Below are 16,321 nucleotides of genomic sequence, written 5' to 3' on the forward strand. Positions count from 1 at the left end.
AAGCGCGGGCGGCAGTCCCCGAAGGACGCCGCCCGCGAAGGTGTCGGGTTACTCGGGCTTGGCCACGTTCTGGAGCATCAGGAAGAACGAGGGCTGCAGCTTGAAGTCCTCGACGGACGCCTTGATCACCGCGTTCTGCTTCCAGTTGGCGACGAACACCCAGGGCGCGTCCTCCTGCACGATCGACTGCATCTCGCGGTAGAGCTTCGCGCGTTCGTCCTGGTCGGTGGCGCGGCGGGCCGCTTCGAGCAGCTCGTCGACCTTCGGGTTGGAGTAGTAGCCCGAATTGAAGCCGCCCTTGTCCGGCCAGGCTTCGGTCCTGAGCGTCAGGAACGGCAGCGTGTCCGGGTCGTTCGTCATCCAGGCCATCTCGGCCATGTCGGCCTTGCCCTCGAGCCCCGGATTGACCAGCCCCAGATAGGTGTTCCACTCGTAGGTCTCGATCTTGACCTTCATGCCCACGGCCTCGAGATCGGCCTGGATGGCCGTGCCCATGGCGATGGGGTCGAGCATGCCGGAGCCGCCTTCGGTGACGTAGAAGGTGATTTCCTCGCCGTCGTAGCCGGCCTCCTTCAACAGTTCGCGGGCCTTGTCGGGATCGTAGGGATAGGGCTCGAGGTCTTCGTCATAGGCCCAGGCGAAGGCCGGCGGGGTCGGGCCGGCGGCCACTTCCGCGGTGCCCTGCAGGATGTTGTCGACCAGCGTGGTCTTGTTGACGGCATAGTTGGCGGCCTGGCGGATTTCCTTCGTGGCGAAGGGGCCTTCCTTGGCATTGAGGATCAGGAACCAGACGTGCGGGCCCGCCTGTTCCTGGACCTCGAAGGCTTCGTCGCTGCGGAACTGCTGCAGGCTGTCCGGCGGCACCTCGACCATGATATCGAGCCCGCCCGAGAGCATTTCGGCGATGCGGGTATTGGCGTCGGTGATCGGCCGGTAGATCACCGCCTCGAGCTCCGGCGCGCCGTCCCAGTAGTCCTCGTTGCGGGTGACCACGACCTTGGCGTTGGCCTCCCATTCGGCGAATTTGTAGGCGCCGGTGCCGGACGGATTGCGGCCGAAATCGGCGCCGTGTTCCTCGACCGCCTTGGGCGAAACGATCAGCCCGGTGGGATAGGCGAGGTTGGACAGGAACGGCGCGTAGGGCTCCTTCAATTTGAACTCGACGGTCAGGTCGTCGATTGCGGTCACGGTGTCGACCGTGGAGAAGAAGAACGCCAGCGGGAACGGGCCGGTGTCGTGGAAGGGATGGTCTTCCTTCAGCATCCGCTCGAAATTGAACTTGACCGCTTCCGCATTGAGCGGCGCGCCGTCATGGAAGCTCACGCCCTCGCGCAGCTTGAACGTGTAGACGGTGCCGTCGTCGGAGATGGTCCAGCTTTCGGCGAGCGCCGGCTCGACCTCCAGCGTGCCGTTCTTGTAGCGCACCAGCCCGTCATAGACGTTCATCAGGATGCGGAAGTCGTTGACCGCGGTCACCGCATGCGGATCGAGCGACTTGGGTTCCGCGATCTGGCCGACCACGAGAACATTCGGCGGTGTCTGGGCATGGGTGGGGGAAGCGAATGCAAGCGACAGAACAGTCGCCGCCGCAGCCAGAAGTCTCTTCATGGCGATCTCCATCGTTGCTGATGGGAACCAATTAATCCGGAAAATTAATTCCAATGCAAGCATTTATTATGATAAATTTTTGTGCATGCTGAACTGTCCTTTCTGGCGACCCGTGACAAAGAACAGGCAGGCATCATGAGCAGCACCCACCCCGTCATCGACCTTCCCCGCCTCCGGCGCCTGCTGGACGGCGTAAACGCCTTCGGTTTCAACGCCGTAACCGGCGGCTACAACCGCACCGGCTACTCCGCGGACGACATGGCGGTGCGCGACTGGTTTGCCAACGAGATGGGCAAGGACGGGCTCAAGGTGAGCCGCGACGGCGTGAACAATCTGTTCGGACGCCATGGTCCGGAGGGCATTCCCTGCATGATGGCGGGCTCGCATCTCGACACGGTGCCGGAGGGCGGCGGCTTCGACGGCTCGCTCGGCGCCTGCGTCGCGCTCGAATGCGTGCGCGCCATGAAGGATGCCGGGATCGAACCAAAGACCCCGGTCGTGGTCATCGCCACGGCGGAGGAGGAAGGCCGCTTCGGCGGCATGCTCGGCTCGCAGGCGATCGCCGGCAAGGTCGCGCCCGAGTGGATCGAGCAGGCGTCCGACAGCGACGGCGTCCGGCTTGTCGACGCCATGGCGGCGCATGGCCTCGATGCCCGCGACGCGCTCAAGGCCGCCTGGGCGCCGGGGTCGATCCGGGCATTCCTGGAGCTGCACATCGAGCAGGGGCCGGTGCTGGAGAGATCGGCCGTGCCCATCGGCATCGTCGAGGCGATCGCCGGCGTGTGCAATCTGCAGGTCCGCTACGAGGGGACGGCCAATCATTCGGGCACGACGCCGATGGACATGCGCGCCGACGCCTTTGCCGGCCTGGCGCGTTTCGCAAGCGCCATCCCCGCCATCCTCGGAGAGCACGGCTCGGCGCAGAGCCGGATGACCATCGGCAAGGTCGAGCTCCATCCGAACTTCCCGCACACCATCCCGGGGGCGGCTGACTTCCTGATCAATCTGCGCGACACGTCGGAGCCGGTGATGCAGGCGCTGCGCGCCGCGTGCCTCGACCGGATCGAGGCCGCCGCCACGGCGCACGGGCTCGAGTGGACCGTGACCGACAAGAGCTGGCTGTCGCCGGTGTCGCTCGATCCCGGTCTTCGCGGGGTCCTGAGCGAGGAAGCGGAAAGGCTCGGCACCGCTGCGACGGTGATGCCGTCAGGCGCCGGTCACGACGCGCAGACGATGCAGTCGCTCTGCCCGTCGGGACTTATCTTCATCCCGAGCCGGGGCGGCATCAGCCATGCGCCGGAGGAATGGAGCGACTGGGCCGACATCGAGAAGGGCGCGCAGCTCATGCTCAACGCGCTGGTGCGGCTGTCGGGCGCCTGACGGCAAGAGGGCGGGCTACTCGCCCAGTTCCTCGTCGGCAACGACCGGCGACAGGTCCTGCTCGGCCTCGCCGGCCGGCTGGCGGGTGAAGCCCTTGACGTCCGAGGTTTCCTTGAAGTCGCGCTTTATCTCGACCGGGCTCACCGCATAGGCGGTGATCAGTTCGGCGAGCGAGCGTAGCGCGTGGGTGTGGATGCGCTCATAGCCGTGCGAGGCGTCGACGCCGAAGGTGATCAGCGCCGTGCGCACATCGGCGCCCGCCTCGATGGCGCTGGCCGAATCCGAGCGGTAGTAGCGAAACACGTCCTTCTGGTAGCGGATCTCGTTGTCCTTGCACAGTTTCACCAGCTTGCGGGCGAGATGGAAGTCGAAAGGTCCGGTCTGGTCGGCCATGGCGATGGTGACGCCGAACTCGTCGGAATTCTGTCCCGGCGCCGTCGTCCCGTTGTCAACCGAAACCATCGAGGCGACATTGTGGCTGAGCACGGAGGAGGCGCCGACGCCGACTTCCTCGGCGATGGTGAACAGAAAATGCAGGTCGACGGGGGTCTCGGCGCCCTCGTCCTGCAGCGCTTTCAACGCCGCCAGCATCACCGCCACGCCGGCCTTGTCGTCGAGGTGGCGGGAGACGATGAAGCCGTTGTCGAGGAACTCGGGCTGCGGATCGATGGCGATGGTGTCACCGATCTCGATGCCGAGCCGCTGGATATCGGCCTTGTTGCGCGACAGCGCGTCGATGCGCAGCTCCACATGCTGCCAGCCGACGGGGGCGGTATCGACCTCGTCGTTGAAGGTGTGGCCCGAGGCCTTGAGCGGCAGGATGGTGCCGCGATAGGTCCCGGTTTCAGCAAACACCGTCGCCCGCGCGCCTTCGGCGAAGCGGGCCGACCAATGGCCGATCGGCACCAGCTCAAGGCGGCCATTGTCCTTGAGCTGCTTGACCTGCGCGCCCAGCGTATCGAGGTGGGAGACGATGGCGCGCGCACCTTCCTCGCGCTTGCCGGAGCGGATGGCGCGGATCGCGCCGCGCCGCGTCAGTTCGACCTTCAGCCCCTGGCGCTCGATCTCCTGGGTGACGAAGCGCACCACGGTATCGGTGTAGCCGGTGGGGCTTGGGATCTTCAACAGCTTCTCCAGCATGTGAAGCATGTATTCGTGATCGATTGCCAGGCGTGACACTAGCTGCCTCCCTCCCGTTCCTTGTGCATTGTCTGACGCGCGGCCGCCGGCATCGACAGCGGAAACAGCAGGTCGATGAAGCGTTCCGCCGTCGGCTGCGGCTCGTGATTGGCCAGCCCCGGCCGTTCATTGGCCTCGATGAAGGCGTAGTCCGGCCGGCTCGGCGACTTGACCATCAGGTCGATGCCGGTGACCGGAATGTCGATGGCGCGGGCGGCGGTGATCGCCGCGTCGACCAGCGTCTTGTCGACGATGTCGGTAACATCGTGGATGGTGCCGCCGGTGTGCAGGTTGGCGGTCTTGCGCACCGAGATCTCCTTTTCCGCCGGCAGCACGTCGTCGAGCCCGTAGCCCGCCTCGCGCACGGTGCGCTCAGTTTCCGCGTCAAGCGGAATGCGCGATTCGCCGCCGGTGGCCGCCGACCGGCGCCGGCTCTGCGCCTCGATCAGGTGCCGCACGGTGCGCTCCCCGTCGCCCACCACCGAGGGCGGGCGGCGAATGGCGGCGGCGACGACGCGGTAGTTGATGACCACCAGCCGCAGGTCCTCGCCCTCGATATAGTCCTCGAGCAGCACGGTTTCGGACACCGTCTTGGCCTCGGCGATGGCCGCCCTGACCTCCTCGGGGTCGGACACGCCGACCGAGATGCCCCTGCCCTGCTCGCCGCGCGCGGGCTTGACCACGATGCGGCCGCAGCGCCGGACGAAGGCCTCGATCTCCTCGGGGCTGGCGTCGCCGTCGAGCTGGGCCGGCACCCGCACACCGGCGGCCGAGACCAGCCGGCGGGTGATCGCCTTGTCGTCGCAGATCGACAGCGCCACGGCGGAGGTGAGTTCGGTCAGACTCTCGCGGCACAGCACCGTGCGGCCGCCCTGGGTCAGGCGGAAATAGCCGGCCTCGGCGTCGACCGGCTCGACGCGGATGCCCCTGCGCCGGGCCTCCTTGACGATGATCGCCGCATAGGGATTGAAGGCGGCGTCGGTCTCGGGGCCGGTGAACAGCACCTCGTTGATCGGGTTCTTGCGCTTGACCGAGAAGAACGAGACCCGCTGGAAGCCGAGCTTTTCATAGAGCGCGATCGCCTGCTCGTTGTGATGCAAGACGGAGAGATCGAGAAAAGCGGCGCGGCGCGGCGTGAAATATTCGGCGAGCCGCCGCACCAGCGCTTCGCCGATGCCGGGATGGCGCGCCACCGGATCGACGGCCAGGCACCACAGCGACGAACCGTGCTCGGGATCGTTGAAGGCGCGCATGTGGTCGACGCCGGTCACGGTGCCGAGGATCTCCCCTGTCTGCTCGTCCTCGGCGACGAAATAGATGATCGAGCGGGCGTCGCGTTTCGACCAGAAGAACTCCGGCGGCACCGGAACCATCGAGCGCGCCGCATAGATGCGGTTGATCGCGTCGGCATCGGACTGGGAGGTCAGACGCCGAATGAAGAAGCCTTTCGGCGACTTGCGCGAGGCGCGGTAGCGCGACAGGTCGAGCCGGTAGGTGTGCGACGGATCAAGAAACAGCTCCTGCGGCGCGTTGGCGAGCAGCACATGCGGATCGCGCACATAGACGGCGATGTCGCGCCGGTCGGGCTGCTCGCCGCTCAGGGCTGAGATCATCGAGGCTGGATTGTCGAAGGTCTGGGCGAAGACCAGCCGGCCCCAGCCGCAGTCGAGCGCGAATTCCGGCGTCATCCGCGACGCTTCATCGCCGTGCGGGGCGATCGGGGGCTTGAGCCCCTGCTCGCGCATGCGCAGCAGCCGGTGCTGATAGGCGTCGCGCCCCTGGCGCTCGCGCGTCGCCCCCTTGCCGCCGTCCTTGCCCTTGTCCGCCATGACGGTCTCACACCCCGTGTGTCTGGAGCCACATTTCGAGAAGGGCCACCTGCCACAGTTCCGATCCGCGCAGCGGCGTGATGTGGCTGGCCGGGTCGGCGAACAGGGTTTCGAGATAGTCCTGCTTGAACAGGCCGCGCTCGCGGGCGGCCTGCGAGCCGAGCGAATCCTTGACCATGTCGAGATATTCGCCCTGGATGTATTTGAGCTGCGGGACGGGGAAATAGCCCTTCTTGCGGTCGATCACCTCGTGCGGCACGACCAGTCTTGCTGCGTCCTTGAGCACGCCCTTGCCGTTGTCGTTCAACTTGAATTCCGGCGGGATGGTCGCGGCCAGTTCCACCAGCTCGTGGTCGAGGAACGGCACGCGCGCCTCGAGCCCCCAGGCCATGGTCATGTTGTCGACGCGCTTGACCGGATCGTCGACCAGCATGACTTCGGAATCGAGCCTCAGCGCCCGGTCGACCGGCGTGGCGGCGCCGTCGCGGAGCAGATGCTCGCTGACGAGCGCGCGGCTGACATCGCTGTCGGCGATCCACTGGTCGCCGAGCTGGCGCTTCAGCGTCTCGTGGCTGCGGTCGAAGAACACCTTGGCGTAGTCGCCGACGACATCGTTGGAATTGGCGAGCGGCGGGTACCAGTGATATCCGCCGAACACCTCGTCGGCACCCTGGCCAGACTGCACCACCTTGATGTGCTTGGAGACTTCGCGGCTCAAGAGGAAGAAGCCGATATTGTCGTAGGAGACCATCGGCTCCGACATCGCGGCGATGGTGTCGGGCAGATGGCTGATGAGATCGGCCGACGGCACGAAGATCTTGTGATGATCGGTGTTGAAGGTCTTGGCGATCAGGTCGGAATAGACGAACTCGTCGCCCTTCTCGCCATTGGCCTCCTCGAAGCCGATGGAGAAGGTCATCAGGTCCTTCTGGCCTTCCTCGGCCAGAAGCCCGACGATCAGGCTCGAATCGACGCCGCCCGACAGCAGCACGCCGACCGGAACGTCGGCCACCATGCGGCGGCGCACGGCAAGCCTCAGCGCATCATGCACCTTGTCGCGCCAGTCGTTGCGCGTGAGGCCGCTGTCCTGGCTGCGGCGCTGATAGGGCGGAGACCAGTAGAGCCGGTCGGTCGAGGTTCCGTCGGCGGCGATGCGCCGTGTGGTGGCCGGCGCCAGTTTGCGCACGCCCTTGAGGATGGTGCGCGGCGGCGGCACCACGGCGTGGAAGCTCATGTAATTGTGCAGCGCCTCGCGGTCGATCCCGGTGTCGACGCCGCCGGCCTTCAAAAGCGCCGGAAGGAAGGAGGCGAAGCGGATGCGGCTCGAATCCTGCGCGTAATACAGCGGCTTGATGCCGAAGCGGTCGCGCGCCAGCACGACGTCGCCGGTCTCGCGCTCGTGGATGGCGAAGGCGAACATGCCGTGGAAGCGCTCGACGCAGGCCTCGCCCCATTTGTGGTAGGCCTTGAGCACCACCTCGGTGTCGCCGTGCGAGAAGAAGTCGTAGCCCGCGGCTATGAGTTCTTCGCGCAGCTCGGGATAATTGTAGATGCAGCCGTTGAAGACGATGGTGAGTCCCAGCGCGGAATCCAGCATCGGCTGGGCGGCCTTTTCCGACAGGTCGATGATCTTGAGCCGCCGGTGGCCGAAGGCCACGCGCCCATGGGCGACGATGCCGCTCCCATCCGGCCCGCGCGGGGCCATGGCGTCACTCATTCTCGCGACGGCGGCGGTATCGGCAAATGCGCCGTCGACACGGATTTCCCCGGCAATTCCACACATCTTGTTTTCGTCCCCGATTATTGGCTCGTGCAGGCGAAACAGGCATGGCGCCACGGCTGCACAAAGAGGCATCGCGGCAAGGCGCGGCGCTAAGTGATGGGAACTATCTAGTAATTGCGGCGCGAGAAATCAAACATTTGTGGGAAATTTAGCGCAGTGCGAAGCGAGCGGCAGGGCTTTTCCGGCCCCGATCCGGCCGGGGGACCGCCCGAAAGCCATCGTCCGGCCGTCTCCCGCGGAGCCGGCCGGACGGGGTCGAGGTCGCCGTTTCCGGCTCAGACAGCCGCGATGACGATGATCTCGACCTTGTAGTCGGGCGTGGCGAGCCGTGCTTCGCCGGTGGCGCGCGCGGGCGCATTGCCCTGCGACACCCAGCCGTCCCAGACGGCGTTCATCTCGGCGAAATCGTCCATCGACGCCATCCAGATCGTGGTCTGAAGGATCTTGCTCTTGTCGGAGCCGACGGAGGCGAGCAGCCGGTCGATATTGGCGAGGATCTCCCGGGTCTGGTCGGTGACGCTGGCGCCGGGGGCGCCGACCTGGCCGGCGAGATAGACGAGACCGCCATGGACCACGGCCTGGCTCATGCGCGGTCCGGTTTCGATGCGTTTGATATCAGTCATGTGCTTTGTCCTTGTTGAAAATTCAGGGCCGCGCGAGCGGGGCTGAGCGCTTCTATTACGCCTTGGTGCAGGGAGGATAGCCGTCCCAGGCACAAATCCGCGGTCAGTTGCGACAGGGCCGGCGCGGTCTGCATGCCGTAGCCGCCCTGCCCGGCGAGCCAGAAGAAGCCGTCGGCCTCCGGCGCGAAGCCGACCACCGGGCTCCGGTCGGGGGCGAAGGTGCGCATGCCCGCCCAGGAATGCTCGACCCGCGTCACCGGCGTCGTCACCGCCTGCTCGTAGCGGTGCAGGCCCTCGGCGACCACCATGTCGTCGGCCCAGACGTCATGCGGGTCGACCGGATCCTCGTCGGCGGGCGAGATCATCAGCTTGCCGGCCTCGGGCTTGGCGTACCACTGGTCGCCGGCATTGGCGAAGAGCGGCCAGCTTGTGATGTCGTATCCCTCGGGCGCCGGGATCAGCGCGGCCGAGCGGCGCAGCGGCTGCAGGCCGAGGGGTCGGGCGCCGGCCATCTTCGCCACCGCGTCGGCCCAGCCGCCGGCGGCGTTGACCAGCACCGGCGCGGTGAAGCTGCCCGCAGGGGTCTCCACCGACCAGAGACCGTCGCGGCGGGAAACCGACTGCACCGCGGCGCCGGTGACGACCCGGCCGCCATGGCCGCGCAGCTTGCGGGCGAAGCCCTGCAGCATGCGGTCGACATCGATGTCCTGCGCATCCCATTCGATCGCGGCCGCGACGATCGCCTCCTGCCGCAGGATCGGCACCAGTCCGACCGCCTGGGCCGGCGAGAGCCGTTCCAGGCCGTCGCTGCCATCGAGATAGGCCTCGAACCTGGCCATGTCGTCCTCGGTGGCGAGCAGCAATTCGCCGCGCGCAGACAGGAGGCTGGTCTCGGCCACGCCTTCGGGCGCGGCCAGGAACGGCGCCGAGGCGGCGTTGAGCGCGCGCAGCGTGGCGTTGCCGTAATTGCGGATGAAGATCGCCGCCGAGCGGCCGGAGGAATGATGGCCGATCACCGGCTCGGCCTCGAGCACGGTCACACGGGCGTCCGCCGCCAGCCGGGCGGCGGCGCTGATGCCGGCAATGCCGCCGCCTATCACCAGAATGTCGGAATGCGTGCTCATCCTGCCTCATACCCCTTGAGAAAACTCGTCAGATTGTCGCCCAGATCGGCCGAAAGATAGCCGCCTTCCTGCACGATGACCGCAGGCAGGTCCAGCCCCGCGATGCGCGCGGCGATCCGGGCGAAGCCCGGCGTCGTCACCTTGAAGCCGTGGAACGGATCGTTCTCGTGGGCGTCGAGCCCCAGCGCCAGCACCAGCACGTCGGCGCCGAAGGCGCGGATCCTGTCGAGCGCGAGATCGAGCGTGGGCAGGTAGTCCTCCGTCACGGTGCCACGCGGCAGCGGCAGGTTGAGATTGTAGCCCATGCCGTCCTCCTCGCCGCGCTCGGCGGCATGGCCCCAGTAGAACGGGTAGAAAAAGGCCGGATCGGCATGGATCGAGACGGTGAGCACATCGCGGCGGCGGTAGAAAATGCCTTGGGTGCCGTTGCCGTGATGGACGTCGACATCGAGGATCGCCGGGCGGCGGCCGGCGCGCAGCAGCGCCTGCGCGGCAATCGCCGCATTGTTGAAGAAGCAGAAGCCGCCGGCGAGATCGCCGAACGCGTGATGGCCCGGCGGGCGGCAAAGGGCATAGACCGTGCGCTCGCCGTCGAGCACCGCTTCCGCGGCGCTCAAGGCCGTCTGGGCCGACCAGTAAGCCGACTGCCAGGTGCCGGCGGCGATCGGACAGGACGTGTCGGTCTGGTGGAAGCCCGCCTGGCCGGCCGCCGAACCGGGATAGCTCGCCGTCCGCCGGTCGGGGTGGACATTGGGGATCACCTCGTCGGACGCGCCGTCGGCGCGCTGCCAGCGCGCGTGGATGGTCTCCAGGAACGCAAGATATTCGGGGGAATGGATCTCCGCGATCGGGCCGAGCCCATGGTCGACGGGCGCGCTGAAGTCGCAGCCGGCGGCGCGGGCGCCGCGGCTCAGCTCGTCGATCCGCTGCGGCTGTTCCGGATTGGCGGAGAGGCGACCATTGGACATGAAGTGTTTCGGGTCATGCGCCCGCTGGCGCGCGTCGAAGATCGCCTTCATGTCTCGTCTCCCAAAGCGTCGTAGGGCGGGCCAGCCAGGTTCATGAACTGGGTCTCGACGGCGGCGACGAAGCCCAGCCGCTCATAGAAGGCCATGGCCTTGGGATTGTCGTGATAGACGCCAAGCCGGATGAAGCCGGCGTCCCAGGCCTCCCGCCCGGCCTTGCGGACCTCAGCCAGAAGAAGCCGTCCGAGCCGCTTGCCGCGGGTTTCCTCCGCCACCCAGAGATCGGACACATAGAGGCCGACCGCGCCTTTGACCGTCGAGAAGAAGGGCGAATAGGCCGCCGCGCCGACAATGCGCCCGTCGGCGGTTTCGGCCAGCACTGCGTGGAAGACCGGCGCCGGTCCGAAGCAGAAGCGGGCGATGTCGGCGTCGGTGGCGCGGTGCTGGTCGCCCATGTCGACGGACAATTGGGCCAGCGCCCGGTTCAGTTTCGCCGCATCCGCGGCAACCGCCCGCCTGATGGTGATGTCGTTCATGCTCGAATACCTCTGTTTCCTTGACTTTCAGCCTCGCCGCGCGCGCCTTGCCGGCGTCGCCAGACCGCAGCGGACTGCCGGCGCTGCCGGCTTACAGCCGCGGCGCCGGACTGCGGCCGGGCGCGGATCTCGCATAGCAGAAAAATCGTGAGGTCACGGACGGCTCTCCACCGGCAACGCGGCACAGTCTTTCGCGCGGAACCTGAGCGCGACGCGCGCGCCGGCGGCAAAGGGATGGTCTTCGATCATGTTGACGGCCTGCATCCGGTGATCGCCGGCGCGGACGAAATAGCGCGCGGACTGGCCCTGGTAATCGACATTCTCGACGATCGCATCGACGCTCAGCATGCCGTCGGCCGGAGTCTGAGGCGCCTTGAGGTGCAGCTTCTCGGCGCGGATGACGAGGCGGACGGGGCCGGGGCCGGACACCCTGGGCGCGCGCTCCTTCGGAATTTCGATGCGGGGGAAACCCGGCAGGTCGAGCACGATGCCGCCACCGGCTGCGTCGACACATTGCGCCGTCAGCAGGTTGGAGGCGCCCAGGAACTTGGCGACGAATTCGGTGGCGGGCGTGTTGTAGACGTCCTCGGGCGCGCCGACCTGCTCGACCCGGCCTTCCGACATGACGATGATCTGGTCCGACATGGCCAGGGCCTCGGTCTGGTCGTGGGTGACGAAGACCGTGGTGACGCCGATGCTCTGCTGGATGCGCTTGAGTTCGACGCGCATGTCCTCGCGCAGATTTGCGTCGAGCGCAGACAGCGGCTCGTCGAGCAGCAGCACGTCGGGTTCGATGACGATGGCGCGGGCGAGCGCGATGCGCTGCTGCTGGCCGCCCGAGAGTTCCTTGGGGTAGCGCGCGCCGAGATCGGGCAGTTGCACCAGCTCCAGCGCCGCGGCCACCTTGCGCTTGGCCTCATCCTTGCTCACGTCGCGGTAGTTCAGGCCGAAGGCGACATTGTCGGCCACGGTCTTGTGCGGAAACAGGGCGTAGTTCTGGAACACGAGGCCGAGATTGCGCTTGTGGATCGGCACGTCGTTGACCCGCTTGCCCTTGATGGCGATGTCGCCCTCGGTGGGGTCGAGCAGGCCCGCGATCATGCGCAGCGTGGTGGTCTTGCCGCAGCCCGAAGGGCCGAGCAGGGTCACGAAACTGCCCTCGGCGATCTCCAGCGACATCTGGTGCACGGCGGTGTAGTCGCCAAAGCGCTTGACGATCTTGCTCAGGGTGACTGCGCTCACAGGCTCATGCCTCCGGTTTGCGAAAAAGGCCGGCCCCGCCCTGGCGGCGGGACCGGATGCTGGCTCAGTAGCCGCGCTGAACGCGGCCGAATTCCTTCGACCATTCGGCCTCGTTGCCGTTCCAGTAGGCCGGATTGGCGAAGGTCAGGCCCGACAGCGTGCCGGTCGCATCGAAGGCGGGAAGCTTCGGGATCTTTTCGCCCAGATCGACCTTGGTCGGGTCGAGCGCCGGCGGATAGCTCTGGCCCTCGGCCACCGCGATCGAGGTCTCCTTGTCGAGCATGAAGTTGATCAGCTCCTCGCAGGCCGCCATCGGGCTGCCCTTGATGACGAACAGGCATTCCTGCCAGCCGAAGCTCTTCGGCGGGTCGTAATAGCCGATGTCGTGGCCCTGTTCCTGCAGGGCATGGATGCGGCCGGACCAGCCTTCGGTGACGTAGATCTCTTCCTCCGCCATCAGGCTCATCAGCTCGGCGCCCGAGGCCCAGTATTTGAGCGCGACGTCGCGGTGCTTGCGCACGGCGTCCCAGGCCGCGTCGGTGTCCTTGATGTCGTTAGGGTCCTGCCCGGTCTGCAGCGCCGCGTACCACATGCGGGTGCGCCAGTCGCTCCAGCCGCCGATCTTGCCCTTGTACTTCTCGTCGATGAGGATCTTGGCGCCCTTCTCCTTCATCTCCTCGTCGCTGATGTGCTTGCGGTTGTAGGCGAGGCCGGTGGTGCCGTAATTGTAGGGCGCGGCGCTGAGGCTGTCGGGGGTGATCGACTTGAACGCGTTCATCAGCGCCGGCATGACATTGGCCATGTTGGGGATGTTGTCGAGGTTGAGTTCGCTGTTCAGATCGAAGCTGTGGTAGCGGGCGTAGTCGAACACGCCCGACAGGTGGGCGATGTTGTATTCGCCGGGCTGGCTGGCGCGCACCAGCGCCAGATATTCGTCGCCGCCCGGGAAGGTGCCGTCGACGACGGTGATGCCGGTCTTTTCGGTGTAGGGATCGAAGGCGAACTTGCGGAAGGCCTCGGAGACCACGCCGCCCCAGCCGTCGAAGCGGACCTGGCTGACATCGCCCTGCGCGAAGGCCTGGCGGGCGAAGGGCATCTGCAGGCCGTAGGCCGCGCCCGCGGCGCCGAGAAGGCCAAAGAAACTGCGGCGGCTGATGTCACCGTTCTGGAACCGCTCCCGCAGCCGTTCATAGCGTGTTGTGTCGTCCATGTGTCTTCTCCGTCTCTGGTTAAGGTTGGGTCGGGCGGCTTAGGCGCCGCTTCTTGTTGCAAGTGTCCGGGCGATCGCCGCGCCGATCAGCGGCAGCCCGACCGTCAGCACGATCATGACCGTGCCAAGCGCGTTGATCTCCGGAGAGATCGAATTGCGCAGCATCGAGAAGATCTGAGTCGGCACGGTCTCGATGCCGCCGGGCTTCCAGAACAGGGTTCCGGTGATGTCGTCGAAGCTGATGGTGAAGGCGAACAGGCCACCGGCGGCCACCGCCGGCATCAGCAGCGGCAGCGTGATGGCGAAGAAGGTCTGCATCGGCGAGGCGCCGAGGCTGAGCGCCGCCTCCTCGACATCGCGCTTGATGCTGACCAGCCGCGCCTGCACCACGAGGATGACGAAGGGCAGCGTGAAGATCACATGGCCGGCGAGAAGCAGGGTGAAGCTCTTGCCGAAATTGAGGAAATTGAGAAACAAGAGCAATGCCACGGCGAGCACCACCTCGGGCACCAGGATCGGCGCGATCAGCAGCGTGGTGATGAGGTTGCGGCCGGGAATCCGGTAGCGCACAAGCGCCAGGCTCGCCAGCACCCCGAGCACCGTGGAGATCGCCGCCGTCATCAACCCTAGCACGATCGAGGTGCGGAAGGCGCGCATGATGGCGTCGTTGTTCCACAAGGTCTCGAACCAGCGGGTCGACAGGCCCGTCATCGGGAAGCTGCCGAACTGGTTGGCGTTGAACGACAGCAGCACCACCACCGCGATCGGCAGGAACATGAAGAGATAGACCAGGATCGTGTAGATGCGGATCAGACGCCAGCCCATCAGCCAAGACCCTTCGCCAGTTGCGCCATGCCGAGATAGCGGTTGTAGATCAGCACCAGCACGCCCAGGACGGCGAGCAGCAGTAGCGACAGCGCCGAGCCGAGCGGCCAGTCGAGCTGGCGGATGATCGCCTCGTAGACGAGGTTGGCGAACATCGCGTCGCGCGGCCCGCCGAGGATCACCGGGGTGATGTAGGTGCCCGCGGCCAGCACGAAGCAGAGCAGCCCGCCGGCGGCGAGCCCCGGCAGCGAGAGCGGCAGCGTCACCTGCAGGAAGCCCTGCCAGCGGGTCGCGCCCAGCGACGAGGCGGCGTCCTCGAGATTGGTGTCGATGCCGTCGAGGCTCACGAAGATGTTGAGCACCATGAAGGGCAGCAGGAAATGGGTGAGGCCGAGGATCACCGTGGTCTCGTTGTAGAGCATCTGGATCGGCTCATCGATGACGCCCAGCCACAGCATCGCCGCATTGAGGGCGCCGGAGACGCCCAGGATGTTGATCCAGCTCATCGTGCGGATGATGTAGCTGATCCAGAAGGGCAGCATCAGCAGCACCAGTAGCACCGCCTTGTTGCCCTTCGAGCGGGCGATGAAATAGGCGGCCGGGTAACCGAGCAGACCGCAGACGATGGTGGTGATGGCGGCGATCTTCAGGGTGTTGAGCAGGATGTCGCGATAGAACGGATCGGTCAGCGTCTCCTGCCAGTTGTCGAGGAAGAAGCCCGGCGTGTCGGCGCCGGCCGCGCTCTTGAGCCAGAACGAATAGACGACGATGAACATCAGCGGCACGATCAGCAGCAACAGCACCGCCGTGAGGGCCGGCGTCAGCAGGATCCACGGCTGCCGCGCTTCGCGTTGTTCGATGCTCATGGTGTCAACGCTCCCCGGCGTCTTCTTGTTGGTCCCATGATGTGGCGGGAAAGCCTATTGATCAAATAGATAATTGATATTGCAATCATAGATGATATCAATAATGAGATGATCAGCCTCACCCCGCCCGAACGACTGGCACGCGAACTCGACTGGAATCTGCTGCGCACCTTCCTCGTGCTGGCCGATTCCCGCTCCGTCACCGAAGCCGCCGAACGGCTGAGCCTCAAGCAGCCCACCGTCTCGAGCGCGCTCAAGCGGCTCGAGGACCGGCTCGGCAAGCGGCTGATCAACCGCAAGCCCGGACGGTTCGAACTGACCGCCGCGGGGCGGCTCCTGTATGACGAGGCAATCGACATCCACGGCGCCATCCTGCGCCTGGGTACGGTCATCGGCGATGTCGAGGACGAGGTCAGCGGCCATGTCCGCATCGTCATGGCGAGCCATGTGGTGAGCCCCCTGTTCGACGAGACGCTCAACAGGTTCCACCTCGATCATCCCCGCGCGACGCTGTCGATCGAGGTGATGGCGAGCCGCAGCGCGCTGACCGCGGTGGCGGCGCGCCGGGCTTCGCTCGCCATCTGCCTGGTGATGGACCGCAGTCCGCAGCTCGAATACCGCCGCCTGTTCCGCGAGTATTTCGGCCTGTTCTGCGGCCCGACGCATCCGCTCTACGGCCGCGAAGGCGTGACCATGGCCGATCTCTCCGGCCACTCCTCGGTGAGTTTCGTGACCGACCAGATGGATGATGCGCTGCGCCCGGTGGCGGAAATGCGCGCCGAGGCGCAGCTCGACGCGCGCATCGTCGGCACCTCGCCCAATCTGGAAGAAGTGCGGCGGATGATCATCGCAGGCCTCGGCATCGGCCCGCTGCCGCTGCATGTGGTGCGCGAGGACGTGGAGCGCGGCCGGCTGTGGCGGCTGCCGCCCTACGAGGCGCCGCCGGCCATCGATGTGCATGTGGTCTGGAACCCGCACGCCAAGCAGAACCGCGCCGAGGCCGCCATGCTCGCCGGCCTGACCGGCGTCATCGCCCGCACGCCGATGGACGACCGCATTTACAGTTGACGGGGACCCGGGCATCCCGCAGAGAACGGGAGACCGGTCTTGCCTGGGCTCCTCCCGGCGTCCGCCCCGCCATCGTGTCCCTC

The 16,321-nt window shown here is 66.3% G+C and carries 14 protein-coding genes; 2 read left to right on the top strand and 12 right to left on the bottom strand.

Going from position 1 to position 16,321, the window contains the following annotated elements; all coding sequences use genetic code 11:
• Positions 1–48: 48 nt before the first annotated feature.
• Complete coding sequence (locus LL06_RS22490; RefSeq protein ID WP_052161845.1) at positions 49–1,608, bottom strand: ABC transporter substrate-binding protein; 1,560 nt, start codon at positions 1,606–1,608, stop codon at positions 49–51.
• A gap of 135 nt (positions 1,609–1,743) precedes the next feature.
• Between LL06_RS22490 and LL06_RS22495 the strand changes: the two genes are divergently transcribed.
• Complete coding sequence (locus LL06_RS22495; RefSeq protein ID WP_035532353.1) at positions 1,744–2,988, top strand: Zn-dependent hydrolase; 1,245 nt, start codon at positions 1,744–1,746, stop codon at positions 2,986–2,988.
• Between the two features lie 15 nt (positions 2,989–3,003).
• Here LL06_RS22495 and LL06_RS22500 read toward each other — a convergent pair whose 3' ends face one another.
• From LL06_RS22500 to LL06_RS22550, 11 genes are all read right to left on the bottom strand, one after another.
• A complete protein-coding gene (locus LL06_RS22500; protein ID WP_035532216.1) occupies positions 3,004–4,167 on the bottom strand; it encodes an osmoprotectant NAGGN system M42 family peptidase in 1,164 nt (387 codons plus the stop codon).
• A complete protein-coding gene (gene ngg, locus LL06_RS22505) occupies positions 4,167–5,996 on the bottom strand; it encodes an N-acetylglutaminylglutamine synthetase (RefSeq protein WP_173426133.1) in 1,830 nt (609 codons plus the stop codon). The genes LL06_RS22500 and ngg overlap by 1 nt, the downstream gene beginning before the upstream one ends.
• Positions 5,997–6,003: 7 nt before the next feature.
• A complete protein-coding gene (locus LL06_RS22510) occupies positions 6,004–7,779 on the bottom strand; it encodes an N-acetylglutaminylglutamine amidotransferase (RefSeq protein WP_035532220.1) in 1,776 nt (591 codons plus the stop codon).
• Between the two features lie 275 nt (positions 7,780–8,054).
• Positions 8,055–8,402, bottom strand: a complete 348-nt coding sequence (locus LL06_RS22515; RefSeq protein WP_035532223.1) for a RidA family protein — start codon at positions 8,400–8,402, stop codon at positions 8,055–8,057.
• Positions 8,399–9,526 (bottom strand): FAD-binding oxidoreductase, encoded by a 1,128-nt coding sequence (locus tag LL06_RS22520; RefSeq protein WP_035532226.1) that lies wholly within the window; start codon positions 9,524–9,526, stop codon positions 8,399–8,401. Before LL06_RS22520 ends, LL06_RS22515 begins: the two co-directional genes overlap by 4 nt.
• Complete coding sequence (locus LL06_RS22525) at positions 9,523–10,545, bottom strand: histone deacetylase family protein (RefSeq protein WP_035532228.1); 1,023 nt, start codon at positions 10,543–10,545, stop codon at positions 9,523–9,525. Before LL06_RS22525 ends, LL06_RS22520 begins: the two co-directional genes overlap by 4 nt.
• The gene (locus tag LL06_RS22530) at positions 10,542–11,027 is read right to left on the bottom strand and encodes a GNAT family N-acetyltransferase (protein WP_052161836.1); all 486 of its coding nucleotides are present in this window, start codon (positions 11,025–11,027) and stop codon (positions 10,542–10,544) included. Before LL06_RS22530 ends, LL06_RS22525 begins: the two co-directional genes overlap by 4 nt.
• Positions 11,028–11,180: 153 nt before the next feature.
• Entirely contained in the window at positions 11,181–12,269 is a 1,089-nt protein-coding gene (locus LL06_RS22535) for an ABC transporter ATP-binding protein (protein ID WP_035532230.1), read from the bottom strand.
• A 64-nt stretch (positions 12,270–12,333) separates the two neighbouring features.
• Positions 12,334–13,479 carry an extracellular solute-binding protein gene (locus LL06_RS22540; protein ID WP_035532233.1) on the bottom strand — a complete coding sequence of 382 codons (1,146 nt, stop codon included), beginning with the start codon at positions 13,477–13,479 and terminating at the stop codon, positions 12,334–12,336.
• Between the two features lie 39 nt (positions 13,480–13,518).
• Positions 13,519–14,304, bottom strand: coding sequence for an ABC transporter permease (locus LL06_RS22545; protein WP_035532236.1), 786 nt, complete (start codon positions 14,302–14,304; stop codon positions 13,519–13,521).
• Positions 14,304–15,170, bottom strand: a complete 867-nt coding sequence (locus LL06_RS22550; RefSeq protein ID WP_035532239.1) for an ABC transporter permease — start codon at positions 15,168–15,170, stop codon at positions 14,304–14,306. Before LL06_RS22550 ends, LL06_RS22545 begins: the two co-directional genes overlap by 1 nt.
• A 108-nt stretch (positions 15,171–15,278) precedes the next feature.
• Between LL06_RS22550 and LL06_RS22555 the strand changes: the two genes are divergently transcribed.
• Entirely contained in the window at positions 15,279–16,238 is a 960-nt protein-coding gene (locus LL06_RS22555) for a LysR family transcriptional regulator (RefSeq protein ID WP_035532240.1), read from the top strand.
• Positions 16,239–16,321: the final 83 nt, after the last annotated feature.

The organism is Hoeflea sp. BAL378, assembly GCF_000759435.1.
Taxonomy (GTDB): domain Bacteria; phylum Pseudomonadota; class Alphaproteobacteria; order Rhizobiales; family Rhizobiaceae; genus Hoeflea.